The sequence below is a fragment of the Pseudomonas sp. F01002 genome (assembly GCF_004402115.1).
In the GTDB taxonomy this organism is placed as follows: Bacteria; Pseudomonadota; Gammaproteobacteria; order Pseudomonadales; family Pseudomonadaceae; genus Aquipseudomonas; species Aquipseudomonas frigoris.
Genome location: NZ_SOPU01000017.1, coordinates 172,274 through 192,422 on the forward strand (window position 1 = coordinate 172,274; position 20,149 = coordinate 192,422).

Sequence of the window (20,149 nt, forward strand, 5' to 3'; positions counted from 1 at the left end):
ACCTAGACCTTAAAACGCGCAGCGGTGGCCGCCTGCTCGATCTCCAGCCCCTGCATTTGCAGGTTGCTGCTGGTCTGGCTGCTGACGGCGCTCAGTTCTTCGGAGGAACTGGCCACTTGGTCAACCGAGGTCGCGATGTGCCTGACCATGGCATTCAGACTTTGCTGCATCTGATGCATGTTCATCATCACGCTACCGCCGGCACTAGAGTTCACGGGCACCTGAATCGTCAGGTCGCCCTGAGCGATCTGACTCAAAAACCGTGCGGCATCATCCGGCTCGCCACCCAGTGGCCGGGTCACACTGCGCGTGACGATCACCGCGGCGGCGATGATCAGCGCCACACAGAACACAAACAACGCGAGCATATTGCGCCGGGCATCGCTGTACAGTGCCTGCACCGACTGTTCTCGGTCGGCGAATATTTTGCCTTGCAGCGCCATTAACTGATCCAGGCTATAAACCTCGCGCTCGGCCGGCACGACCTTTTGTTTCAGCTGTGCCATGGCGTCATCGAAGGCCCCTTGCCGGATCAGCACCTGCACTTGAGTGATCGCCGCAACGTAGGCTTCGCGATTCTTTTTCAGCGCGGCATACGCGGTTTTGCCCTCTGGCAAATAGAACAACGGTTCAAGCGTTTCGAGCGCCTGAGTGATCCGTTTCTTGGTGGCGTCGATCGACTGCTGCACTTGTTGATTGTCTTTATCGATCAGTAAATCCCGGGTGTTCCTGGCGTTACCGCGCACGCCGGTGGCAATGACCATGATCGGATCGATCTTCGGCCAGTCCTGTTTGACGATGACGACCGCCTGTTCCTTGAGCGTTGCCAGATCGTGCAACGCGTAAAACGCCATGCCCATCAATGCCAGCGGCGCGATTGCAAAACCGATGACGATACGTTGTGCCGTAGTTAATTTGGCCATATCAAATGCTCCCCGTTTGATACCTGCTGATTGGCAGCGCATTTGAAAATCTAATGGTGGATCTCACCGCTAAACGTAAAACCTCAGCCTCGGTTACCCCCGTAACACGAAGGCTGGAAACAACTCGCGCATGGCCTCCCACAGCTCAGGCAGCAAGGCTTGTGCCGAAACACTTGGCAGCAGCGGATCGAACATCCGCTCGGTGCGGACCAACTGCACGGCGAAGCGTTTGACGCCGAGTTCACTCAAGCGTTTGGCGAGGATCAGCAGACGCGCCGGTTCGAACAGATGCCAATGCACCGTGGTGCGACATTCGTAATCGACACCGCTGGCCAGCAGATGCTCAAGGCTGCGCCAGTTGGCGGTTCCGCTGCCCTCGACCCGGGTGATCGCCTGGCAATCCTCGGGCAACGCCTTGACATCGAAACCGACCCAATCGGCCCCGGTCAGTGCCTTGGCGAACGCGGCGGGTTTGATGCCCGCGCTGTGCAAGCCGATGCGAAATCCCATCGCCCGCACCTCATCCATGGCGCCGAGCAAACCATCCTGCAAGGTGGGCTCTCCGCCACTGAACACCACCGCATCGAGCAGGTCCTGACGCCGTTGCAGAAACGCCAGCACCCGCCGCCAATCCACTTCGTCTGTGCCACGAGGCGGGATCAACTGCGGGTTATGGCAGTAACGACAACGCCAGGCGCAACCCTGGCAAAACAGCACGCAGGCGAGCTGTCCCGGATAGTCGATAGTGGTCAGGGGCACCATGCCCCCGACCCGAAGCGTTCGACTCATTGGCGCCCGGCCAGCGCCGCGCTTTCAGTGAAGTGCACCCGCTCGCGATGCTCCGACTGTTTACCCGGATTGAACGCCGACACAGGGCGGTGATAGCCCATTACCCGGGTCCAGACTTCGCAGCGTTGACGTTGAGCCTGGGGCAATGTTTGCGATGCAGTCATGGTGAAGCTCCTTGCAGTAGAGTGGATCGAATTCAATGAACGGTGCCGAGCTTCTGTTCTTGCAGCAGCAGTGCTTCGTCGCACTTGGGGCAGAACTCATGCTCGCCATCGAGGTAGCCGTGCACCGGGCAGATGGAAAACGTCGGGGTCACGGTCAGGTACGGCAGGCGGAAGCGCCCAAGGGCTTTGCGCACCAGTTGCTTGCAGGCCTCGGTCGAAGAAATCCGCTCGGCCATGTACAGGTGCAAGACCGTGCCGCCGGTGTATTTGCATTGCAGCTCGTCTTGAAGTTCCAGCGCCTCGAAGGGGTCTTCGGTGTAGCCCACGGGCAGTTGCGAGGAGTTGGTGTAATACGGCGCTTGCGCGCTGCCGGCCTGGAGAATGTCGGGGTAGCGCTTGAGGTCTTCCTTGGCGAAGCGGTAGGTCGTGCCCTCGGCCGGCGTCGCTTCCAGGTTGTACATGTGGCCGGTTTCTTCCTGGAAACGCAGCAACGTGGCACGCACATGATCGAGCATCTTCAGGGCAAACTGCCGGCCGTGCTCGGTGTGCATGCCCTCCTCGCCGCCGGTGAAATTGCGCAGCATTTCATGCATACCGTTGAGGCCGATGGTCGAGAAGTGGTTACGCAAGGTGCCCAGGTATCGCTTGGTGTACGGGTACAAACCGGCATCCATGTGATGCTGAATCACCTTGCGCTTGACCTCCAGGCTTTCCATCGCCAGCTCCATCAGCGTGTCCAGACGCTGCAGCAAACCGCTGGTATCACCCTTGAACACATAGCCGAGCCGCGCGCAGTTGATGGTGACGACGCCGAGTGAACCGGTCTGCTCCGCCGAGCCAAACAAGCCACCACCCCGTTTGAGCAACTCGCGAACATCCAGCTGCAAGCGGCAGCACATCGAGCGCACCTGATTGGGTTGCAAGTCCGAATTGAGGAAGTTCTGGAAATACGGCAGGCCGTAACGCGCTGTCATCTCGAACAGGCGGTCGGCGTTTTCACTGTCCCATGGAAAGTCGTGGGTGATGTTGTAGGTCGGGATCGGAAAGGTGAACACCCGCCCTTTCGCATCGCCGGCCTGCATCACCTCGATGTAGGCACGGTTCAGCAGGTCCATTTCAACTTGCAGGTCGCCATAGGCAAACGGCATTTCCTCACCGCCGATGACGGGTATCTGCTCACGCAAATCCTGCGGGCACACCCAGTCGAAGGTCAGGTTGGTGAAAGGCGTCTGAGTGCCCCAGCGCGAGGGGACGTTGAGGTTGTAGATGAACTCCTGGATCGCCTGGCGCACCTCTTGAAAACTCAGTTGGTCCTTGCGCACATAGGGCGCCAGGTAGGTGTCGAACGAGCTGAACGCCTGGGCGCCGGCCCATTCGTTTTGCAGGGTGCCGAGGAAATTCACCATCTGCCCCAGGGCACTGCTCAAGTGCTTCGGCGGACCGGCTTCGACTCGCCCCGGCACACCGTTGAGCCCTTCGTGCAACAGGGTGCGCAGCGACCAGCCCGCGCAGTAACCGGCGAGCATGTCCAGGTCATGCACATGCAAATCCGCCTCGCGGTGACCCTGGCCGATGGCCTCGCTGTACACCTCGTCCAGCCAGTAGTTGGCGGTGACCTTGCCCGACACGTTCAACACCAGACCGCCCAGGGAATACCCCTGATTGGCGTTGGCCTGGACCCGCCAGTCTTCACGGTCCAGGTATTCGTTCATCGAGGTCGCCACTTCGACCATGGTCCGACGGTCCCGGCGCAAGCGCCCGTGCTGTTCGCGGTAGACGATGTAGGCCCGCATGGCGAGGAAAAAACCCGCGTCCATCAACACCCGTTCAACACGGTCCTGGATTTGCTCGACGTGCAGCCTCGGCAACCCTTCGAGCCTGGCCAATACCGCCTGAAGCAAGCCTTCAACCTCAACCTCGCCGTACTCCCCCGTCGCCTTGCCGGCGGCGATCAATGCCTGACGGATTTTGTCGGCATCGAAGGCGACCTGACTGCCATCGCGTTTGTGCAAGCGGTTACATCCTACTGCGATCAGCGTGCTCTGCATTTGGCCTCCAGACACTACATATAGACTTAATCAAACTTAAAACCACAACATGCAGTGAAGGCTACGGACAAAGTGCTGATCTGCAATTGATCGATATCAAGATTTGCCGGTGAAAAAAAACCGCCCTAAGGCGGCAGAGATCCTGTGGCAAGTGAGGATCTAATGTGGGAGCGGGCTTGCTCGCGAAGAGGCCATCACATTCAACATCATTGTTGACTGATAGACCGCTTTCGCGAGCAAGCCCGCTCCCACATTAGATCATCTGTGTTCTTATGAACCGTGAAGGACAGTTCAACCACCACTCATGTTCATGAACCGTACAATCTGTACCTCCCCGTCGGGGCTGAAATCGTGGCGTAACGGCTTACCGCGCAAGGCCTTCTGCACCGCATTGATCACCGGTTGATCATCCAACGGATAACGCCGCAGCAATCCACGCAAATCCAGGGCATCGTCCTGCCCCAGACACAGCAACAACTTCCCTTCAACAGTCATCCGCACCCGATTACAGCTGCCACAAAAGTTATGGCTATTGGGCGAAATGAAACCAATGCGTGTCTCAGGATGGCGTTCCAGACGCACATAGCGCGCCGGTCCGCCGCTGTTCTCGGTGCTGTCGAGCAACCGATGCTGGCTGGCGATCAGCGTGCGCACTTCGTCGCTGGAACAGAACGATTCGCCCCGGGAACGACCGACGTCGCCCAAGGGCATTTCTTCGATGAAACTGATGTCGATGCGCTGGTCGATGGCGTATTGCACCAGCGCCGGGACTTCATCGAAGTTGCGTCCCTTCATCACCACACAGTTGAGCTTGATCCGCTCGAACCCCGCGTCCCGCGCCGCTTCAATGCCGTTGAGCACTTGGTGGAGATCACCGTTACGGGTGATCGCCCGAAACTTCTGCCCGTCCAGGCTATCGAGGCTGATGTTCATCCGCTTGACCCCGGCGTCGACCAACGGCCGGGCCAGACGGCCCAGCTGCGAGCCGTTGCTGGTCATCACCAGTTCGCGCAAACCGGGCAAGGCTGCGATGTTGCGGCACAGTCCGACAATGCCGGGACGGATCAGCGGCTCGCCGCCAGTCAGACGGATTTTGCGCACACCCAGGCCGACGAACAGAGTCGCCAAACGCTGCAATTCCTCCAGCGTGAGCACTTGCTGACGCGGCAGGAACGTCATGTTTTTCGCCATGCAATACACACAGCGAAAATCACAGCGGTCCGTCACCGACATACGCAGATAATCGATCTGCCGCCCAAAACCATCCTGCATCACAGCGTTCATCACTTCTCCCGGTTTGCCCAATGCTCACTGCACCAGCGGTGAGTCGGCGCCCTGCAAGTGGATGCCACGAATATCGGCTGCACCGATCAGGGTTTGCAGGTATTGCACCAGCGCTTTCTGCCAGACGCCTTGCTGCAACTGCGTGCGGATCGCCGTCGACACCACTTCGTAGGGCAACGGCATGCCTTCGATCCGCTGATCGACACTGACCACATGCCAGCCGTAGCGACTTTCCAGCGGTTTGCTGGCAAGGCCCGGAGCCAGGGTGAACAGCTGACGCTCCAGTTCGGGCACGGTCTGGCCCTTGCTGATCTGCCCCAGAGAACCACCCTGAGCCTTCGACGGGCAGGCCGAATATTTCACGGCGAGCTCGGCGAAACTGCCGGGAAACTCATCCAGTTGCTGCAGCAGGACTTCCGCCTGACCATGCGCCAGCTCGCGGGCCTCGACATCGTCCGGCGCACATTCGAGCAGGATGTGCCTCACCGCCAGCAACGGCGCGCTGTGGAAGCGTCCGCGATTGTTTTCGTAGTAGCGAAGACTGGACTCCTCGTCGCACTGCGGCACTTTCACCTCACGTTCGAGCAGCAAGCGCGTGGCCGCTTCTTCTTCGTTCTCACCGGCGCCGATCTCCAACGACACACCAAGCTCGGTGATGCGCTGCTGCAACAACTCACGGATCACCAGCGCCCTGGCGGCCAGGTAGACCGCCTCTTCACGGCTTTCGGCCGGGTGATATTGCAGCTCCTGGGCCATCGCTTCCGAGGTGATCGACACCTCGTTGACGCTGATGATCGGCCACTCCTGTTCACTGCTGGCGATCAACTGCGCCGGGGCGTCATCGGCCCCTGCGGGCTCAACCGGCAGCGCTTCAAACTGCGCCTGTGCGACCGGCGCGATGTCGAGAACGACCTCGGCTTTTTTTGAAGAACCGCAGCCACCGCTGCCCCCGTTACCGCCACCACATCCACATCCACCTGACATGATTGTCTCCTCAGTACTTCTGACGAACGATTTGATAACGACGCCCCAGGTACCAGATCGGTGCGCTGATCATGTGTACGAGACGGGTGAAGGGGAACAGCACAAACAGGGTCAAACCGAGAAACACATGCAGCTTGTAGATCAGCCCGACCGGCGCGATGGCAGCCGCTGCTTCTACCGGACGCAACAGCACGGTGTTCTGCGCCCAATCGGCGAGCATCACCATTACCGAGCCGTCCATGTGCCCGGTGGACGCGACGATGGTCAGCAGGCCGAGCAGCAATTGCGCGAGCAGCACCAGCAGAATCAGGATGTCCGAAGGGCTGGAAGTCGCGCGAACCCGCGGGTCGCTGAGCCGCCGGTTAACCAGCATCAGCAGGCCGATCAGGCACAGCAGGCCGAAGAACCCGCCCGAGACCATTGCCAGCAACTGCTTGTTCTCAGTGCTGATCACATGGTGATAAATCGACGCTGGGGTCAGCAGGCCGACGAAGTGTCCGGCCAGCACGAACAACACACCGATGTGGAAGAAGTTGCTCGCCACGCGCATGCCGCGCTGATTGAGCATCTGGCTGGAGCCCGCCTTCCAGGTGTATTGCGACAGATCGAAGCGCGCCCAGCTGCCAATCAGGCAAATCGCCAGGGCGACGTAGGGATAGACCCCGAACAACAACAGATTCCATTTAGACATTGCCTACCTCCTTGGCTGGCACAGCGGCCAGCCCTTCATGCTGAAAATCCACCCAGTGCAACGGCACCGCGCTTTCCTCACGGGCCTTGCCCGGTGCGCTTGGCAGTCCACTGCAGCGGTCCTGCTGTTCAGCCTGGAGAAAGTCCACGGCCTCCTCTTCCCAGATCTTGTCGAGGGCTTCGAGGGAGTCGTCGCGAGGTTCCGCCGCGACCTGCGCCCGCAGGTCGGCGACCGCCTGATGCGGCTCGGCCCCGGCAATTTGCAGCAGCGCCCGGAAGCAACTGGCATAGGCGCTTTCGCGCTCTTCCAGACGTGCCGCGAGCAAGGCCAGCAAGTGCGAAACATCCGCCAGGCCCTCGCGGGCCTCGATGTCTTCGCGGGTGGAGAGGAACTCCAGGTACAGCGGGATGTAGTCGGGCAGCTCTTTGACGCCGATGGCAAAACCGGCTTCTTCGTATTGCGCCATCATGTCGACCATGGCCTGGCCACGGTCGCGGGACTCACCGTGCACATGTTCGAACAACAGCAGCGACAACGAGCGCCCCCGACCGAACAGCGCACCGTAGTGCTCCTGCCCGTCCATCAGGTCATTGGCGCAGATCAGCTCGAGCAATTCGAACAACGCACCGCGCTGCGTCGGGCTGATTTCCCGTGACTGGATGATCGCTTGCTCCAGTTCGTCGCGACCGCCAATCAGCGTCTCGGTCGGGTAATCGAGCAGCAGCGAAATCACTTTGAGAATTTGCATGCTCATTCCTCCCACAACTGGACGGTTTTCAGGATGTCGCGGCGGTTGGCCTTCTTGGCCCCGAACATGTTGGTGTCGGAGCTGCCGCTGCAACCGCTGCCGAAACTGAAGCCGCACCCGGAGCGCTCGGCAAAAGCGTCGCTCATGGCGTCTTCACGGTGCGCGCTCGGCACCACGAAACGGTCTTCGTAGTTGGCGATCGCCAGGTAGCGATACATCTCCTCGACCTGAGCCACGCTGAGGCCGACATCCGCCAGCACTTGCAGATCCTGAACACCATCGACTTGCTCGGAACGTTTGTAGGCGCGCATCGCCAGCAAGCGTTTAAGCGCACGCTTGACCGGTTTTTCATCGCCCGCCGTCAGCAGGTTCGCCAGGTACTTCATTGGAATACGCAGGCTGTCGACGTCCGGGATCACCCCGTTCATACCGACGGTGCCGGCAGTGGCAGCGTTCTGGATCGGCGACAGTGGCGGTACGTACCAAACCATCGGCAAGGTGCGGTATTCCGGGTGCAGCGGCAGTGCGAGTTTCCAGTCCACGGCCATTTTGTAGACCGGCGAACGTTGCGCGGAATCGATCACCGACTGCGGTACACCGTCTTCCAGGGCCTGACGAATCACCGCCGGGTCATTCGGATCGAGGAAGATCTCCAGTTGTTTCTCATACAGATCCTGCTCATTGGCGGTGCTCGCCACTTCGCTGATGCGGTCGGCGTCATACAGCAACACACCGAGGTAGCGGATGCGCCCGACGCAAGTTTCCGCGCAAACAGTCGGCATCCCGGCTTCGATACGCGGGTAGCAGAAGATGCATTTCTCGGACTTGCCGCTCTTCCAGTTGAAATAGATCTTCTTGTACGGACAGCCGCTGATGCACATCCGCCAGCCACGGCATTTCTCCTGGTCAATCAGGACGATGCCATCTTCTTCACGCTTGTAGATCGCACCGCTCGGGCACGACGCGGCGCACGTCGGGTTGAGGCAGTGCTCGCACAGGCGCGGCAAATACATCATGAAGGTGTTTTCGTACTCGCCGTAAATGTCCGCCTGGATCTTGTCGAAGTTCTTGTCCTTGCGACGTTTGGCGAATTCGGTGCCGAGGATTTCCTCCCAGTTCGGGCCCCACTCGATTTTCTCCATGCGCTTGCCGGAGATCAGCGAACGCGGACGCGCGGTGGGTTGATGCTCGCCCAGCGGCGCGGTGTGCAGGTGCTGGTAATCGAAGTCGAACGGTTCGTAGTAGTCGTCGAGGCTCGGCAGATCCGGGTTGGCGAAAATGTTCGCCAACACGCGGAATTTACCGCCGATGCGCGGGTTGATCGTGCCGTTGGCATTGCGGATCCAGCCGCCCTTCCACTTGTCCTGGTTTTCCCATTCTTTCGGGTAGCCGATCCCGGGTTTCGATTCGACGTTGTTGAACCAGGCGTATTCCATGCCTTCGCGGCTGGTCCAGACGTTTTTGCAGGTGATCGAACAGGTGTGGCAACCGATGCATTTGTCCAGGTTCAGAACCATGCCGATTTGTGAGCGAATCTTCATCTCAGTTCTCCTCAATATCGGTCGGCAGTGGACGCGGCAGGTCATCGCCACTTGAGCCATCGAGCCAGTCGACTTTGGACATTTTGCGCACCACGACGAATTCGTCACGGTTGCAACCGACGGTGCCGTAATAGTTGAAACCGTAGGCCTGCTGGGCATAGCCGCCGATCATGTGGGTCGGCTTGAGCACTACCCGGGTGACCGAGTTGTGGTGGCCGCCACGGGTCTTGGTGGTTTCCGAACCGGGCACGTTCACGATCCGTTCCTGGGCGTGGTACATCATCACCATGCCGTCCTTGACCCGTTGGCTGACCACCGCACGGGCGGTCAGTGCACCATTGATGTTGAAGCACTCGATCCAGTCGTTGTCCTCGATACCGGCACGTTTCGCGTCGTTCTCCGAGAGCCAGACAATCGGCCCGCCACGGCTGAGGGTCAGCATCAGCAAGTTGTCGCTGTAGGTGCTGTGGATGCCCCATTTCTGGTGCGGGGTGATCCAGTTCAGGACGATTTCGATCTCGCCATTGCTGCGCTTGCCTTTCACCCCTTCGATGGTGCGGGTGTTGACCGGCGGCCGATAACTCATCAGTTGCTCGCCGAACGCCTGCATCCACGGGTGATCCTGGTAGAACTGCTGGCGACCGGTGATGGTGCGCCATGGAATCCCTTCGTGAACGTTGGTGTAACCGGCGTTGTAGCTGACGTGATCGTCTTCGAGACCTGACCAGGTCGGGCTGGAAATGATCTTGCGCGGCTGAGCCTGAATGTCGCGGAAACGGATGGCCTCGTGGGCCTTGGACAGCGCCAGGTGGCTGTGGTCGATACCGGTGAATTCCGACAATGCAGCCCAGGCCTTCACGGCAACCTGGCCGTTGGTTTCCGGCGCCAGGGACAGAATCACTTCAGCGGCGTCGATGGCCGTGTCGATTTTCGGACGGCCGTGACTGATACCGGCATCGCCTTCTTTGTGATTGAGTTCACCGAGGAATTTCACTTCGTCTTCGGTGTTCCAGTTGATGCCCTTGCCGCCGTTGCCGTGTTTCTCCAGCAATGGCCCGAGGGACGAGAACTGTTTGTAGATGTTCGGGTAGTCACGCTCGACCACGTGCAGGTTCGGTGCGTTCTTGCCCGGCACCGGAGCCACGCCGGCGCTTTTCCAGTCGGTGCCGCCAAACGGTTGGGCCAGTTCGCCGACGCTGTCGTGCATCAACGGGATGGTTACCAGGTCCTTTTCAACGCCCAGGTGCCCTTCGGACATGCTGGAAAACGCCTTGGCGATGCCTTTGTAGATTTCCCAGTCGGAACGCGATTCCCACGCCGGGTCGATCGCGGCTGACAACGGGTGAATGAACGGGTGCATGTCCGAGGTGTTCATGTCGTCTTTTTCGTACCAGGTTGCGGTCGGCAACACGATGTCGGAATAGACGCAGGTCGAGGACATGCGGAAGTCTAGGGTGGTGACCAGATCGAGCTTGCCGATGGCGCCCTCGTCGACCCATTCGGCTTCTTCGGGTTTGCAGTCACCGACCTGGCCGATGTCTTCGTTCATTACCCCGTTTTTGGTGCCGAGCAGGTACTTGAGCATGTACTCGTGGCCCTTGCCCGAGGAGCCCAGCAGGTTGGAACGCCAGATGAACATGTTGCGCGGGAAGTTCACCGGGCTGTCCGGCTGTTCGCAGGAGAAGCGCAGCGAACCGTCCTGCAGCGACTTGACCACGTAATCTTTCGGGTCCATGCCGGCCGCAGCCGCGTCGCGGCAAATGTGCAAGGGGTTAGTGTTGAGTTGCGGTGCGCTGGGCAGCCAGCCGGCGCGTTCGGCGCGGATGTTGTAGTCCAGCGCATGCTCAGGGAATTGTGATTTATCGGCCAGCGGCGAGAGCACGTCGTGCATGCTCATCTTCTCGTGACGCCATTGCGAACTGTGGGCGTAGAAGAAGCTGGTGCCGTTCATTTGGCGAGGCGGACGGTTCCAGTCCAGGCCGAACGCCAGGGGCAGCCAGCCGCATTGCGGACGGAGTTTTTCCTGACCGACGTAATGCGCCCAACCGCCACCGGTCTGACCGACACACCCGCAGAGCATGAGCATGTTGATCAGCCCGCGGTAGTTCATGTCCATGTGGTACCAGTGGTTCATCGCCGCGCCGACGATGATCATCGAGCGACCCTTGGTCTTGTCGGCGTTATCGGCGAACTCACGGGCAATCTGGATAGCTTTCTCGCGGCTGACGCCGGTGATCTGCTCCTGCCAGGCCGGGGTGCCGGGGACGGAAGCGTCGTCGTAATCCTTGGCCACATTATCGCCGCCGAGGCCGCGATCGATGGCGAGGTTGGCGGCCGACAGGTCGAACACGGTGGCGACTTTGGCCACGCTGCCATCCGCCAGCACCACGTTATGTACCGGCACGCGGCGGTATTGCACGGCATCGCCGGCCACGTGCTGGAAGTGCTCGTGGGACTCGCCGGCAAAATACGGGAACGCCACTTCGGCGACGTCATCGCCGATCAGGCTCAGCTTCAGATCGATCTCACGACCTTCGCCGCCTTCACGGGGAAGGATGTTCCACTTGCCCTTCTCGCCCCAGCGATAACCGATGGAACCCTGAGGGGACACCAGTTCGCCGCTGACATCCAGGGCGATGGTTTTCCATTCCGGGTTGTTTTCCTGGCCGAGGTTGTCGGTCAGGTCACTGGCGCGCAGGAAGCGGTCCGGCTGGTAACCGGCGCCCGGTGCCTTGTCGACCATTTGCTTGAGCAGAACCAGCACCGGCAAATCGGTGAAGCGCTTGGCGTAGTCGGTGAAATAGGCGCTCGGTTTGTCGAGGTGGAATTCTTTGAAGATCACATGGTTGAACGCCTGGGCCAGCGCCGCATCGGTGCCTTGTTTAGGGTTCAGCCACAGGTCGGTGAGCTTGGCGACTTCCGAGTAATCCGGAGTGATCGCGACCGTCTTGGTGCCCTTGTAACGGACTTCGGTGAAGAAGTGCGCATCGGGGGTGCGGGTCTGCGGGACGTTGGAGCCCCAGGCAATGATGTAGTTGGAGTTGTACCAGTCGGCCGATTCCGGAACGTCGGTCTGCTCGCCCCAGACCATCGGCGAGGCCGGTGGCAAGTCGCAGTACCAGTCATAGAAACTCAGGCAGGCGCCACCGATCAGCGACAGGTAACGCGAGCCTGCGGCATAGCTGACCATCGACATGGCCGGGATCGGCGAGAAGCCGACGATGCGGTCAGGGCCGTACTGCTTGATCGTATAGACGTTTGCGGCAGCGATGATCTCGTTGACTTCCTCCCAGTTGGAGCGAATGAAGCCACCCATGCCGCGCTTGCTTTTATAGGAGTCGGCCTTGACCTTGTCCTCGACGATGCTGGCCCAGGCTTCCACCGGCGCCATGGTCTGCCGCGCATCGCGCCAGAGCTTGAGCAACGGCTTGCGGATTTTCGGGTACTTGAGCCGGTTGGCGCTGTAGATGTACCAGCTGTAACTGGCACCACGCGGGCAGCCACGGGGCTCATGGTTAGGCAGATCGTTACGGGTACGCGGGTAGTCGGTCTGCTGGGTTTCCCAGGTGATCAGGCCGTTCTTGACGTAGATTTTCCACGAGCAGGAGCCGGTGCAGTTCACCCCGTGGGTGGACCGCACGATCTTGTCGTACTGCCAGCGTGAACGGTAGACGTTCTCCCAGTCGCGAGACTCTTTGCGGGTCTCGCCATGACCGTCGGAAAACTCGTTTTGCTTGCGATTGAAAAACCGCAATTGATCCAGTAAATGACTCACGGTGTAGTCCTCTCAGGCTTTGTCGCGGAGTCTGTGCCCCGCCCACGCAATGGTTGGATTCGGCTCGATTCAGCAGGGTGTCGCGGCGCCTTTGCGCGCGTACCACCACCAGGTCACCACGATGCAGCTCAGGTAAAAGCCGACGAACATGTAGAAGGCCATCTCCGGGCCGCCGGTCTGGGCCATCGAAGTGCCGAAGGATTTGGGAATGAAGAACGCACCGAAGGCGCCCATCGCCGAACTGAAGCCCAGGACCGCGGCTGACTCTTTGCCGGCATTTTTCAGCGCTTGTTCACGCACGGCGGGTGGTTTGCCGGCCGAGGCTTTTTCGTGCTGGGTGCGGAAGATCACCGGGATCATGCGGAAGGTGGAGCCGTTGCCGATGCCGGTGGTAATGAACAGCAGCATGAACATGCCGAGATAGCCGTAGAAGTTGCCGGGCTCACCGTTCTGCGGCAGGAAGTGCATGACGCCGAAGACCATCACGATCATCGCCACGAAGTTCCACAAGGTCACTTTCGCGCCGCCGAGCTTGTCCGCCAGCCAGCCGCCCAAAGGACGGACCAAAGCGCCAACCAACGGCCCGAGAAACGCGAATTTCAAGGCGATGACATCAGGGAACGAGGTTTTGATCAGCAACGGAAACGCGGCGGAGAAACCGATGAACGAACCGAAGGTCGCCAGGTACAACCAGCACATCAGCCAGTTGTGTTTGCGCTTGAAGATGACAGCCTGCTCGCTGAAAGAAGCGCGAGCACTGGACAAGTCATTCATGCCGAACCAGGCCAGCACCGTCACCAGGACAATAAACGGCACCCAGATGAAGCCGGCGTTCTGCAACCACAACTGACCGCCATCCGGTAATGCTTGCGGCGAGCCGCCCATGAAGCCGAATACGCCGAAAGTAATCACCAGCGGCACACAGAACTGCATCACCGAGACGCCCAGGTTACCCAGCCCGGCGTTGAGGCCAAGGGCTGTGCCCTGCTGCGACTTGGGATAGAAGAAGCTGATGTTGGACATGCTTGAGGCAAAGTTGCCGCCGCCGAAACCGCAGAGCAAGGCAATCAACACGAACACGCTGTAGGAGGTGCTCGGGTCCTGCACGGCGAAGCCCATCCAGATCGAGGGCAACAACAGGGACGCGGTGCTCAGGGCCGTCCAGCGACGGCCACCGAAGATCGGCACCATAAAGGAATAGAAGACGCGCAAGGTCGCCCCGGACAACCCCGGCAACGCCGCCAGCCAGAACAGCTGGTCGGTGGTGAAGGTGAAACCGATGGCGTTCAAGCGCACGATCACCGTGCTCCAGACCATCCACACCGCAAAGGCCAGCAGCAGCGCAGGAATGGAAATCCACAAGTTGCGCGTGGCGGTCTGTTTGCCGCTACGTCCCCAGAATGCTGGGTCCTCGGGGCGCCAGTCATGAATGACCGGGCCTTTGTCAGGCTTTTGCAGAACGGACATGTTCTTCTCCTAGGGCAATGCTGGAAATCGGGGACGGGGTCAGCAGCGGCGCGTTACCCAGCACCGCGCTTTTGCGTATTTCGCTGAAGTACATCCAGGTGAGGGAGACCCAGACCACGCCGTACATCAACATGAAGCAGGAAGAGCGCACGCCGGTGAGGTCCACCAGGGCGCCGAACAGGATTGGCAACACGAACCCGCCCAGGCCACCTGCGAGGCCGACGATGCCGGACACCGCGCCCATGTTTTTCGGGTAGTCGTTGGCGATGTACTTGAAGACCGAGGCCTTGCCGAACGCGAAGGCGATGCCCATGACGAACAGCAGCACGGTGAACAGCGCGGGATTGAGGCCGATGTGGAAGTCCACCGGGCCGTTGATCGTTTGCACTTGCAGTTGGGTCTGCGGATACGAGAGCAGGAACAGGCAGATCCAGCTGACCCACAACACCCACCAGGTCACGCTTTGCGCACCCCAGCGATCCGACATCCAGCCACCGACGGCACGCAGCACGCCACCGGGCAGGGAAAAACAGGCCGCCAGCAGCGCCGCGCTTTGCAGGCTGAAACCGTATTCCTGCACGTAGTATTTGGTCATCCACAGTGCGAGGGCGACATAACCACCGAAGACGATCGAGTAGTACTGGCAGTAGCGCCACACGGCCGGGTCCTTCAGCGAGCTCAATTGCTCACGCAAACTGGCGCCGGTGGCACTGCGGTGGTCCTTGTTTTCGGCGCTGAAGAACCAGAACAACAACGCAGTAATAAACAGGATCGCGCTGAAGACTTTCGGCACCAGCTGCCAGCTGCCGGCCGCGATCAGCGCCGGGGCGAGAAACTTGGTGACCGCGGCCCCGGCGTTACCGGCGCCGAAGATGCCCATCGCAAAACCCTGATTCTCCTTGTCGAACCATTTGGCGACGTAGGCAATCCCCACCGAGAACGAGCCGCCGGCCAGGCCGACGAACAAGCCCAGCACCAGGAACTGCCAGTAAGCGGTGGCGTGACTGATCAGGTACAGCGGCGTCACGCAGGCCAGCATCAGCAGGAAGAACACGCTGCGCCCGCCAAAACGGTCGGTCAGCAGGCCCAGCGGCAACCGCACCAGCGAGCCGGTCAGGACCGGGGTCGCGGCCAGCAGGCCGAACTGGGTTTCGTTTAGCTGGAGCAGGTCCTTGATCGGCACCCCGAGCACGGCAAACATCATCCAGACCATGAAACACACAGTGAAGGCCAGTGTGCTCATGCCCAGCACCAAGCCTTGTCGTACACGCGGTGGGTTCACAATGCTCTCCAGTCAGTTAGCCGTGGCGGCAGACTAGAGAGGCCAACCCCGCAAAAACTTGATCCATGTCAACGAAGCCCTAGGGGGCATAGGCCTATGCTTGTGCGGTCTACCTCTAAGGAGGTAGTACAGGGAAACCCTAAAACCGGCGGTTTATCAGCGTCTTAAGGTTTCCTGCCAAGGTTTTTGCTGACAAGGATCAGTCGACAACTCTTTAGAGGTAGCGCGCCCGGGATCGGCGGCAAAACCCCACCCTGGAGCTGCACATGCTCTGTTTTCCTGTCTTTCTCCGAGACCTGCGCTGATGATCCGCTGGTTGCGCAGCTCCCTGCCCGCTCGCGCCGGGCTGGCGGTGATCCTGATCGCCGTGCTCGCCCTCGCCAGTTCGTTGAGCGCCGGACTGATCGCCTGGTTCAGCCAGGGCGATGCTGCAGCCATCAACACCGCAGGCTCGGTGCGCATGGAGACTTACCACCTGAGCTGGAAACTGGCCGCAGGTGCAACCGGCGAAGAAATCATCGCCATCACCGACAGCCTGCAAACCCGTCTCACCAGCCAGTCGCTCAAGGCTGTGCTGGAGGATGGCCCGACCGCCGCACTGCAAATCAGCTATGGGCAAATCCAGCAACACTGGAACGAGGATTTGCGTCCGGCACTGGAGCGCGGTGATGCCGCCTATTTTCAGGTCCAGGCCCTGCCCTTCATTGAACAACTGAACCAGTTCGTCAACCTGCTACAGCGCCAAAGCGAACAGAAGCAAGGCTGGCAACAGGTGATCCAGGGCCTGGCCCTGTTCACCACCCTGTTCGTCCTGCTGATTGGGCTCTACGAATTGCAGTACGGGGTCGTCATGCCCTTGAAAGAGTTGGTGGATGCGACCCAGCGCTTTCGTCGCGGCGATTTCAAGGTGCGGGTCAACCATCAGTCCCAGGACGAACTGGGCCAGTTGGCCATGAGCTTCAACGCCATGGCCGAGACGATCGAAGACTCGCATCGCACCCTCGAGAGTCAGGTCCAGCAAAAAACCCTGAACCTGCAACAAGCCAATGCCGCCCTAGAGTTGCTGTACCAAAGCAGTCGAAGCCTGGCCACACGCCTGGCCAATGCCGAAGGGCTGGATGAGTTGATCCGACGCTTCCAGCAGCGCTTGCCCGGCTTGCGCCTGTCGCTGTGTCTGCAAGGGCAATTGCAGGCACCGGCCCAGCAGTTGCTCGCCCTCCACGGTGCGAACATCCGGGAAGTCTGCGCCAGCAGCGATTGCGCCACGTGTCAGAAGCACCATAAAGCCAGCCCGCAAACCTTCAGCATCAGCAATCAGGGCAGCGAACTGGGTGAACTCAAGGCGCATTTTGTCGACGGGCACCCGACGCAAGCCTGGGAAACCCAACTGATCCAGGCCTTGGCCAACCTGATCGGCACCTCGCTCTCGCTCAAGCGTCAACGGGAACAGGATCATCGCCTGCTGCTGCTCGACGAACGCACGATCATCGCCCGCGAACTGCACGACTCACTGGCCCAGGCCCTGTCCTACATGAAGCTGCAAGTCAGCCGCCTGCAAACCCTGATGCGTCGTGGCGAACCGGTCGAAACCCTGGAAAACGTCACCGCCGAACTGCGCGAGGGGCTGAACAATGCCTACCGCCAGTTACGCGAGTTGCTGACCACTTTTCGCTTGCAGATTCACGATGCGGGACTGGTGCAGGAGCTCAAGGACACCGCCGAGGAGTTCTCCCGACGCGGGGAATTCCAGGTGCACCTGCACGTCGACGCGCTGGCCTTTCAGTTATCGGCCAGCGAGCAAATCCACATCTTGCAGATCACCCGCGAGGCGCTCTCCAACTGCCTGCGCCACGCCCATGCGCAAAACGCCTGGCTGCAACTGCGTCAGGACGGTGAAACCGTGAGGCTCATCGTCGAAGACGACGGGCGCGGCTTCAGCGGCAACGTCGACCAACGCGAACACCATGGCCTGAAAATCATGGATGAGCGGGCCCGCAGCTTGCGCGGTCAACTCGAAATAGGCTCCAGGGAGCCGCAAGGCACCCTCGTCCAACTGGAATTCCACCCGGAGTTTCTCGGGCAGCAAACAGAAGGTAGCGTCACATGAACCCGTCCCTGCAACACACCATCCTGCTGGTCGACGACCACCCGATGATGCGGCATGGCATCCGCCAGATGCTCGAACTCGAAGACGATTTCCTGATCGTCGGTGAAGCCAGCAACGGTGAAGAAGCGCTCGGACTGATCGAGCCGCTGCAACCGGACCTGGTGTTGCTCGACAACAACATGCCGCTGATGAATGGCATTGAAACCCTGCGCCAATTACGGGCGATGCACTACACCGGCAAGGTGCTGCTGTTTACGGTCTCGGATGCCGAAGACGATATTCGCGACGCACTGCGTCTGGATGCCGACGGCTACCTGCTCAAGGACATGGAGCCCGAACTGTTGATTCAGTACATCCGCAATGCCTTGAACGGCGAATTGGTGATCAGCCCGGGGCTGACCCAAGTCATGGCCCAGGCGCTGCGCTCACCGCAGCGTCAGACCGTGGTGGAACTGACCGAGCGTGAACGTCAGGTGCTGAAAACCATCGCCAGCGGCTTCAGCAACAAAGTCATCGGGCACAAGCTGGGCATCACCGAAGGCACGGTCAAGGTTCACGTGAAAAACCTGCTGCACAAACTCGGCTTGCGCTCGCGGGTCGAGGCGGCGGTGTGGGCCATGGAGCATCTGCGCAATGCCGGCTGACGGGCATGCCTCTTTGGAGGTAGGCCGGCAGAGGCATAGGTCATCCGTCCGGCGCTCTCTACTATGAGCGTCAGCGGAGGTACGCCATGCTGACCCACCCTTCCATCGTTTTAACGTTGCGTCGTCATCATCTGTTCAGCCAGCTACCGGAGAAAATCTTCGAGGAAGTCTGCGGCTTGGCGATGCTCAAGCGCCTGGCCTGTCACAGCACACTCGTGCACCAAGGCGATCCGGCCAAGCGCTTTTTTATGCTGGTCAGCGGCCAGATCAAGTTGTACCGGCTTACCGGCGAAGGTCAGGAAAACCTGGTGGAGATCATTCAGCCCGGCCAGACCTTTGCCGAAGCCTTGCTGTTCAGCCAGGCCCGTCTCTACCCGGTCAGCGCCACGGCGCTGAAGGACAGCGTGCTGGTGAGTATCGAGGGCAACCATTACCGCAACGCTCTCGAAGACCAGCCGAAAGTCTGCCTGGCGATCCTGGCGAGCATGAGCGTGCATTTGCATCTGCGTCTGCGCGACATCGACACCTTGACCATGGCCAGTGCGAGCCGTCGGGTGATCAATTTTCTGTTCCAGGAACGCAACCCGGTCAGCGGTTTGATTGTCTTGCAGGTGTCCAAACGCCTGGTCGCCTCGAAGCTGGGTATCCAGCCGGAAACCTTTTCGCGGATCTTGCACCGACTGGTGGACAGTGGCCTGATCGCCATGGAACGACGCAATATCAGCATCCTCGCCGAAGAGGATCTGGCGGCCTTCCAGTAGACGGAATTGACCGCAGTCAATGCGCAACGCCACCGGCCTTGCACACTGAAGAAGTCCATCCATGGAGAGCGCTCATGTCCCGTTCAACCTTGCCTCTGATTTACTCTTGCTCAGGCTGCTCCAACGTCGCCCAACTGGCCAACACCCTGGCCGTGCGGCTTGATCGCAGTGGCCTGGCTGAAATGTCCTGCATCGTCGGGGTTGGCGGGCATGTGGCGGCACTGGTCAACAAGGCAAGTTCGGGACGGCGGATTTTTGCGCTGGATGGTTGCCCGTTGCAATGCGTTGAAAACTGCTTGAAGCAGCATGGTTTGCACGCGGATGTGCATTTGATTCTTAGCCATTACGGGTTGCGCAAGCGTTATGGCGAGGACTGCACGCAGGCGCAGGGGGATGAGTTGTTTGAAGGGATCAAGCAGTTGATTGCCAGTGATGCTCGGCAGCATGTAAACCAGCAGGAAACTTTGGCCTGACGGCCAACGAAAATCCAATGTGGGAGCGGGCTTGCTCGCGAAGGGGCCGTGTCAATCGACATCAATGGTGGATGCCAGTCCGCCTTCGCGAGCAAGCCCGCTCCCACATTTGGATTTTTGCCAGGTGCGGGTTGGGTGTACGCCGCCGATGAACTGGGGCCGGCCGGTGGGCCGCCTCGCTTTTGATTTTGATCTTGATCTTGATCTGCCCCGTCGGAAGGCCGAGCGCAGGTTCTGCGCAGTGGGCACCGCGGCATGGATGCCGCGGAAGCCGCCCCCGGCCATGGATGGCCGATGGCGGCGGGCCCACGGAGCAGGACCGGAGCGAGGGCATGCCGAGCCTACGCGAGGCACCGTACGTCAGGGGCAAGAGCGTTTGGTTACTTGGCGCTTTTCCAAGTGACCCGCTGTAAAAGCGGAACCAATAGCAGCCGTTACCGCAGAAACGGATATGTACCCCGACCAAAA

15 protein-coding genes and 1 pseudogene are annotated in these 20,149 nt (G+C 60.0%); 4 read left to right on the top strand and 12 right to left on the bottom strand.

The genetic code is table 11. The features are described from left to right. Nucleotides 1–20: 20 nt before the first annotated feature. The 12 genes and pseudogenes from E3W21_RS13085 to E3W21_RS13140 all read right to left on the bottom strand — a co-directional run. A pseudogene (locus E3W21_RS13085) lies at nt 21–923 on the bottom strand (MCP four helix bundle domain-containing protein); the annotation flags it as partial. Nucleotides 924–1,016: 93 nt separating this feature from the next. Beyond that, on the bottom strand, nt 1,017–1,712 hold the full coding sequence (locus tag E3W21_RS13090) for an anaerobic ribonucleoside-triphosphate reductase activating protein (RefSeq protein WP_046052648.1): 696 nt from the start codon (nt 1,710–1,712) through the stop codon (nt 1,017–1,019). Then, nucleotides 1,709–1,876, bottom strand: a complete 168-nt coding sequence (gene nrdD, locus E3W21_RS13095; RefSeq protein WP_017338867.1) for an anaerobic ribonucleoside-triphosphate reductase — start codon at nt 1,874–1,876, stop codon at nt 1,709–1,711. The genes E3W21_RS13090 and nrdD overlap by 4 nt, the downstream gene beginning before the upstream one ends. A 32-nt stretch (nt 1,877–1,908) precedes the next feature. After that, nucleotides 1,909–3,924 (bottom strand): ribonucleoside triphosphate reductase, encoded by a 2,016-nt coding sequence (locus E3W21_RS13100; protein WP_134420222.1) that lies wholly within the window; start codon nt 3,922–3,924, stop codon nt 1,909–1,911. 291 nt (nt 3,925–4,215) lie between these two features. After that, the gene (moaA, locus tag E3W21_RS13105; RefSeq protein WP_134420224.1) at nt 4,216–5,208 is read right to left on the bottom strand and encodes a GTP 3',8-cyclase MoaA; all 993 of its coding nucleotides are present in this window, start codon (nt 5,206–5,208) and stop codon (nt 4,216–4,218) included. A 24-nt stretch (nt 5,209–5,232) separates the two neighbouring features. After that, nucleotides 5,233–6,192: a peptidylprolyl isomerase gene (locus tag E3W21_RS13110; protein ID WP_134420226.1), complete on the bottom strand. Its 960-nt coding sequence runs from the start codon at nt 6,190–6,192 to the stop codon at nt 5,233–5,235. A gap of 10 nt (nt 6,193–6,202) precedes the next feature. Beyond that, on the bottom strand, nt 6,203–6,883 hold the full coding sequence (gene narI, locus E3W21_RS13115; RefSeq protein WP_128871529.1) for a respiratory nitrate reductase subunit gamma: 681 nt from the start codon (nt 6,881–6,883) through the stop codon (nt 6,203–6,205). Then, the gene (gene narJ, locus E3W21_RS13120; protein WP_134420228.1) at nt 6,876–7,631 is read right to left on the bottom strand and encodes a nitrate reductase molybdenum cofactor assembly chaperone; all 756 of its coding nucleotides are present in this window, start codon (nt 7,629–7,631) and stop codon (nt 6,876–6,878) included. The genes narI and narJ overlap by 8 nt, the downstream gene beginning before the upstream one ends. Nucleotides 7,632–7,633: 2 nt before the next feature. Continuing rightward, entirely contained in the window at nt 7,634–9,172 is a 1,539-nt protein-coding gene (narH, locus tag E3W21_RS13125; protein WP_134420230.1) for a nitrate reductase subunit beta, read from the bottom strand. A 1-nt stretch (nt 9,173) separates the two neighbouring features. Beyond that, nucleotides 9,174–12,947, bottom strand: a complete 3,774-nt coding sequence (locus E3W21_RS13130; RefSeq protein WP_134420232.1) for a nitrate reductase subunit alpha — start codon at nt 12,945–12,947, stop codon at nt 9,174–9,176. Between the two features lie 69 nt (nt 12,948–13,016). Then, entirely contained in the window at nt 13,017–14,414 is a 1,398-nt protein-coding gene (locus E3W21_RS13135; protein WP_134420234.1) for a NarK family nitrate/nitrite MFS transporter, read from the bottom strand. Next, nucleotides 14,392–15,696: a nitrate/nitrite transporter gene (locus E3W21_RS13140; RefSeq protein WP_134420236.1), complete on the bottom strand. Its 1,305-nt coding sequence runs from the start codon at nt 15,694–15,696 to the stop codon at nt 14,392–14,394. Before E3W21_RS13140 ends, E3W21_RS13135 begins: the two co-directional genes overlap by 23 nt. A 304-nt stretch (nt 15,697–16,000) precedes the next feature. On the opposite strand from E3W21_RS13140, the gene E3W21_RS13145 reads away from it, so the two are divergent. The 4 genes from E3W21_RS13145 (at nt 16,001) to E3W21_RS13160 (ending at nt 19,681) form a co-directional block, all read left to right on the top strand. Next, nucleotides 16,001–17,803: a HAMP domain-containing protein gene (locus E3W21_RS13145; protein ID WP_129444699.1), complete on the top strand. Its 1,803-nt coding sequence runs from the start codon at nt 16,001–16,003 to the stop codon at nt 17,801–17,803. Beyond that, the gene (gene narL, locus E3W21_RS13150) at nt 17,800–18,447 is read left to right on the top strand and encodes a two-component system response regulator NarL (RefSeq protein WP_129444700.1); all 648 of its coding nucleotides are present in this window, start codon (nt 17,800–17,802) and stop codon (nt 18,445–18,447) included. The genes E3W21_RS13145 and narL overlap by 4 nt, the downstream gene beginning before the upstream one ends. An 86-nt stretch (nt 18,448–18,533) precedes the next feature. Then, nucleotides 18,534–19,208 (top strand): Crp/Fnr family transcriptional regulator, encoded by a 675-nt coding sequence (locus tag E3W21_RS13155; RefSeq protein ID WP_134420238.1) that lies wholly within the window; start codon nt 18,534–18,536, stop codon nt 19,206–19,208. Between the two features lie 74 nt (nt 19,209–19,282). After that, nucleotides 19,283–19,681: a putative zinc-binding protein gene (locus E3W21_RS13160; protein WP_134420240.1), complete on the top strand. Its 399-nt coding sequence runs from the start codon at nt 19,283–19,285 to the stop codon at nt 19,679–19,681. The last annotated feature ends 468 nt before the right edge of the window (nt 19,682–20,149 follow it).

What these genes read in the sequence shown, in the direction of transcription:
- narI (WP_128871529.1), bottom strand. Translation starts at nt 6,883, where the DNA reads ATGTCTAAATGGAATCTGTTGTTGTTCGGGGTCTATCCCTACGTCGCC.
- E3W21_RS13135 (WP_134420234.1), bottom strand. Translation starts at nt 14,414, where the DNA reads ATGTCCGTTCTGCAAAAGCCTGACAAAGGCCCGGTCATTCATGACTGG.
- narL (WP_129444700.1), top strand. Translation starts at nt 17,800, where the DNA reads ATGAACCCGTCCCTGCAACACACCATCCTGCTGGTCGACGACCACCCG.
- E3W21_RS13145 (WP_129444699.1), top strand. Translation starts at nt 16,001, where the DNA reads ATGATCCGCTGGTTGCGCAGCTCCCTGCCCGCTCGCGCCGGGCTGGCG.
- narJ (WP_134420228.1), bottom strand. Translation starts at nt 7,631, where the DNA reads ATGCAAATTCTCAAAGTGATTTCGCTGCTGCTCGATTACCCGACCGAG.
- moaA (WP_134420224.1), bottom strand. Translation starts at nt 5,208, where the DNA reads ATGAACGCTGTGATGCAGGATGGTTTTGGGCGGCAGATCGATTATCTG.
- nrdD (WP_017338867.1), bottom strand. Translation starts at nt 1,876, where the DNA reads ATGACTGCATCGCAAACATTGCCCCAGGCTCAACGTCAACGCTGCGAA.
- E3W21_RS13155 (WP_134420238.1), top strand. Translation starts at nt 18,534, where the DNA reads ATGCTGACCCACCCTTCCATCGTTTTAACGTTGCGTCGTCATCATCTG.
- narH (WP_134420230.1), bottom strand. Translation starts at nt 9,172, where the DNA reads ATGAAGATTCGCTCACAAATCGGCATGGTTCTGAACCTGGACAAATGC.
- E3W21_RS13160 (WP_134420240.1), top strand. Translation starts at nt 19,283, where the DNA reads ATGTCCCGTTCAACCTTGCCTCTGATTTACTCTTGCTCAGGCTGCTCC.
- E3W21_RS13100 (WP_134420222.1), bottom strand. Translation starts at nt 3,924, where the DNA reads ATGCAGAGCACGCTGATCGCAGTAGGATGTAACCGCTTGCACAAACGC.
- E3W21_RS13110 (WP_134420226.1), bottom strand. Translation starts at nt 6,192, where the DNA reads ATGTCAGGTGGATGTGGATGTGGTGGCGGTAACGGGGGCAGCGGTGGC.
- E3W21_RS13090 (WP_046052648.1), bottom strand. Translation starts at nt 1,712, where the DNA reads ATGAGTCGAACGCTTCGGGTCGGGGGCATGGTGCCCCTGACCACTATC.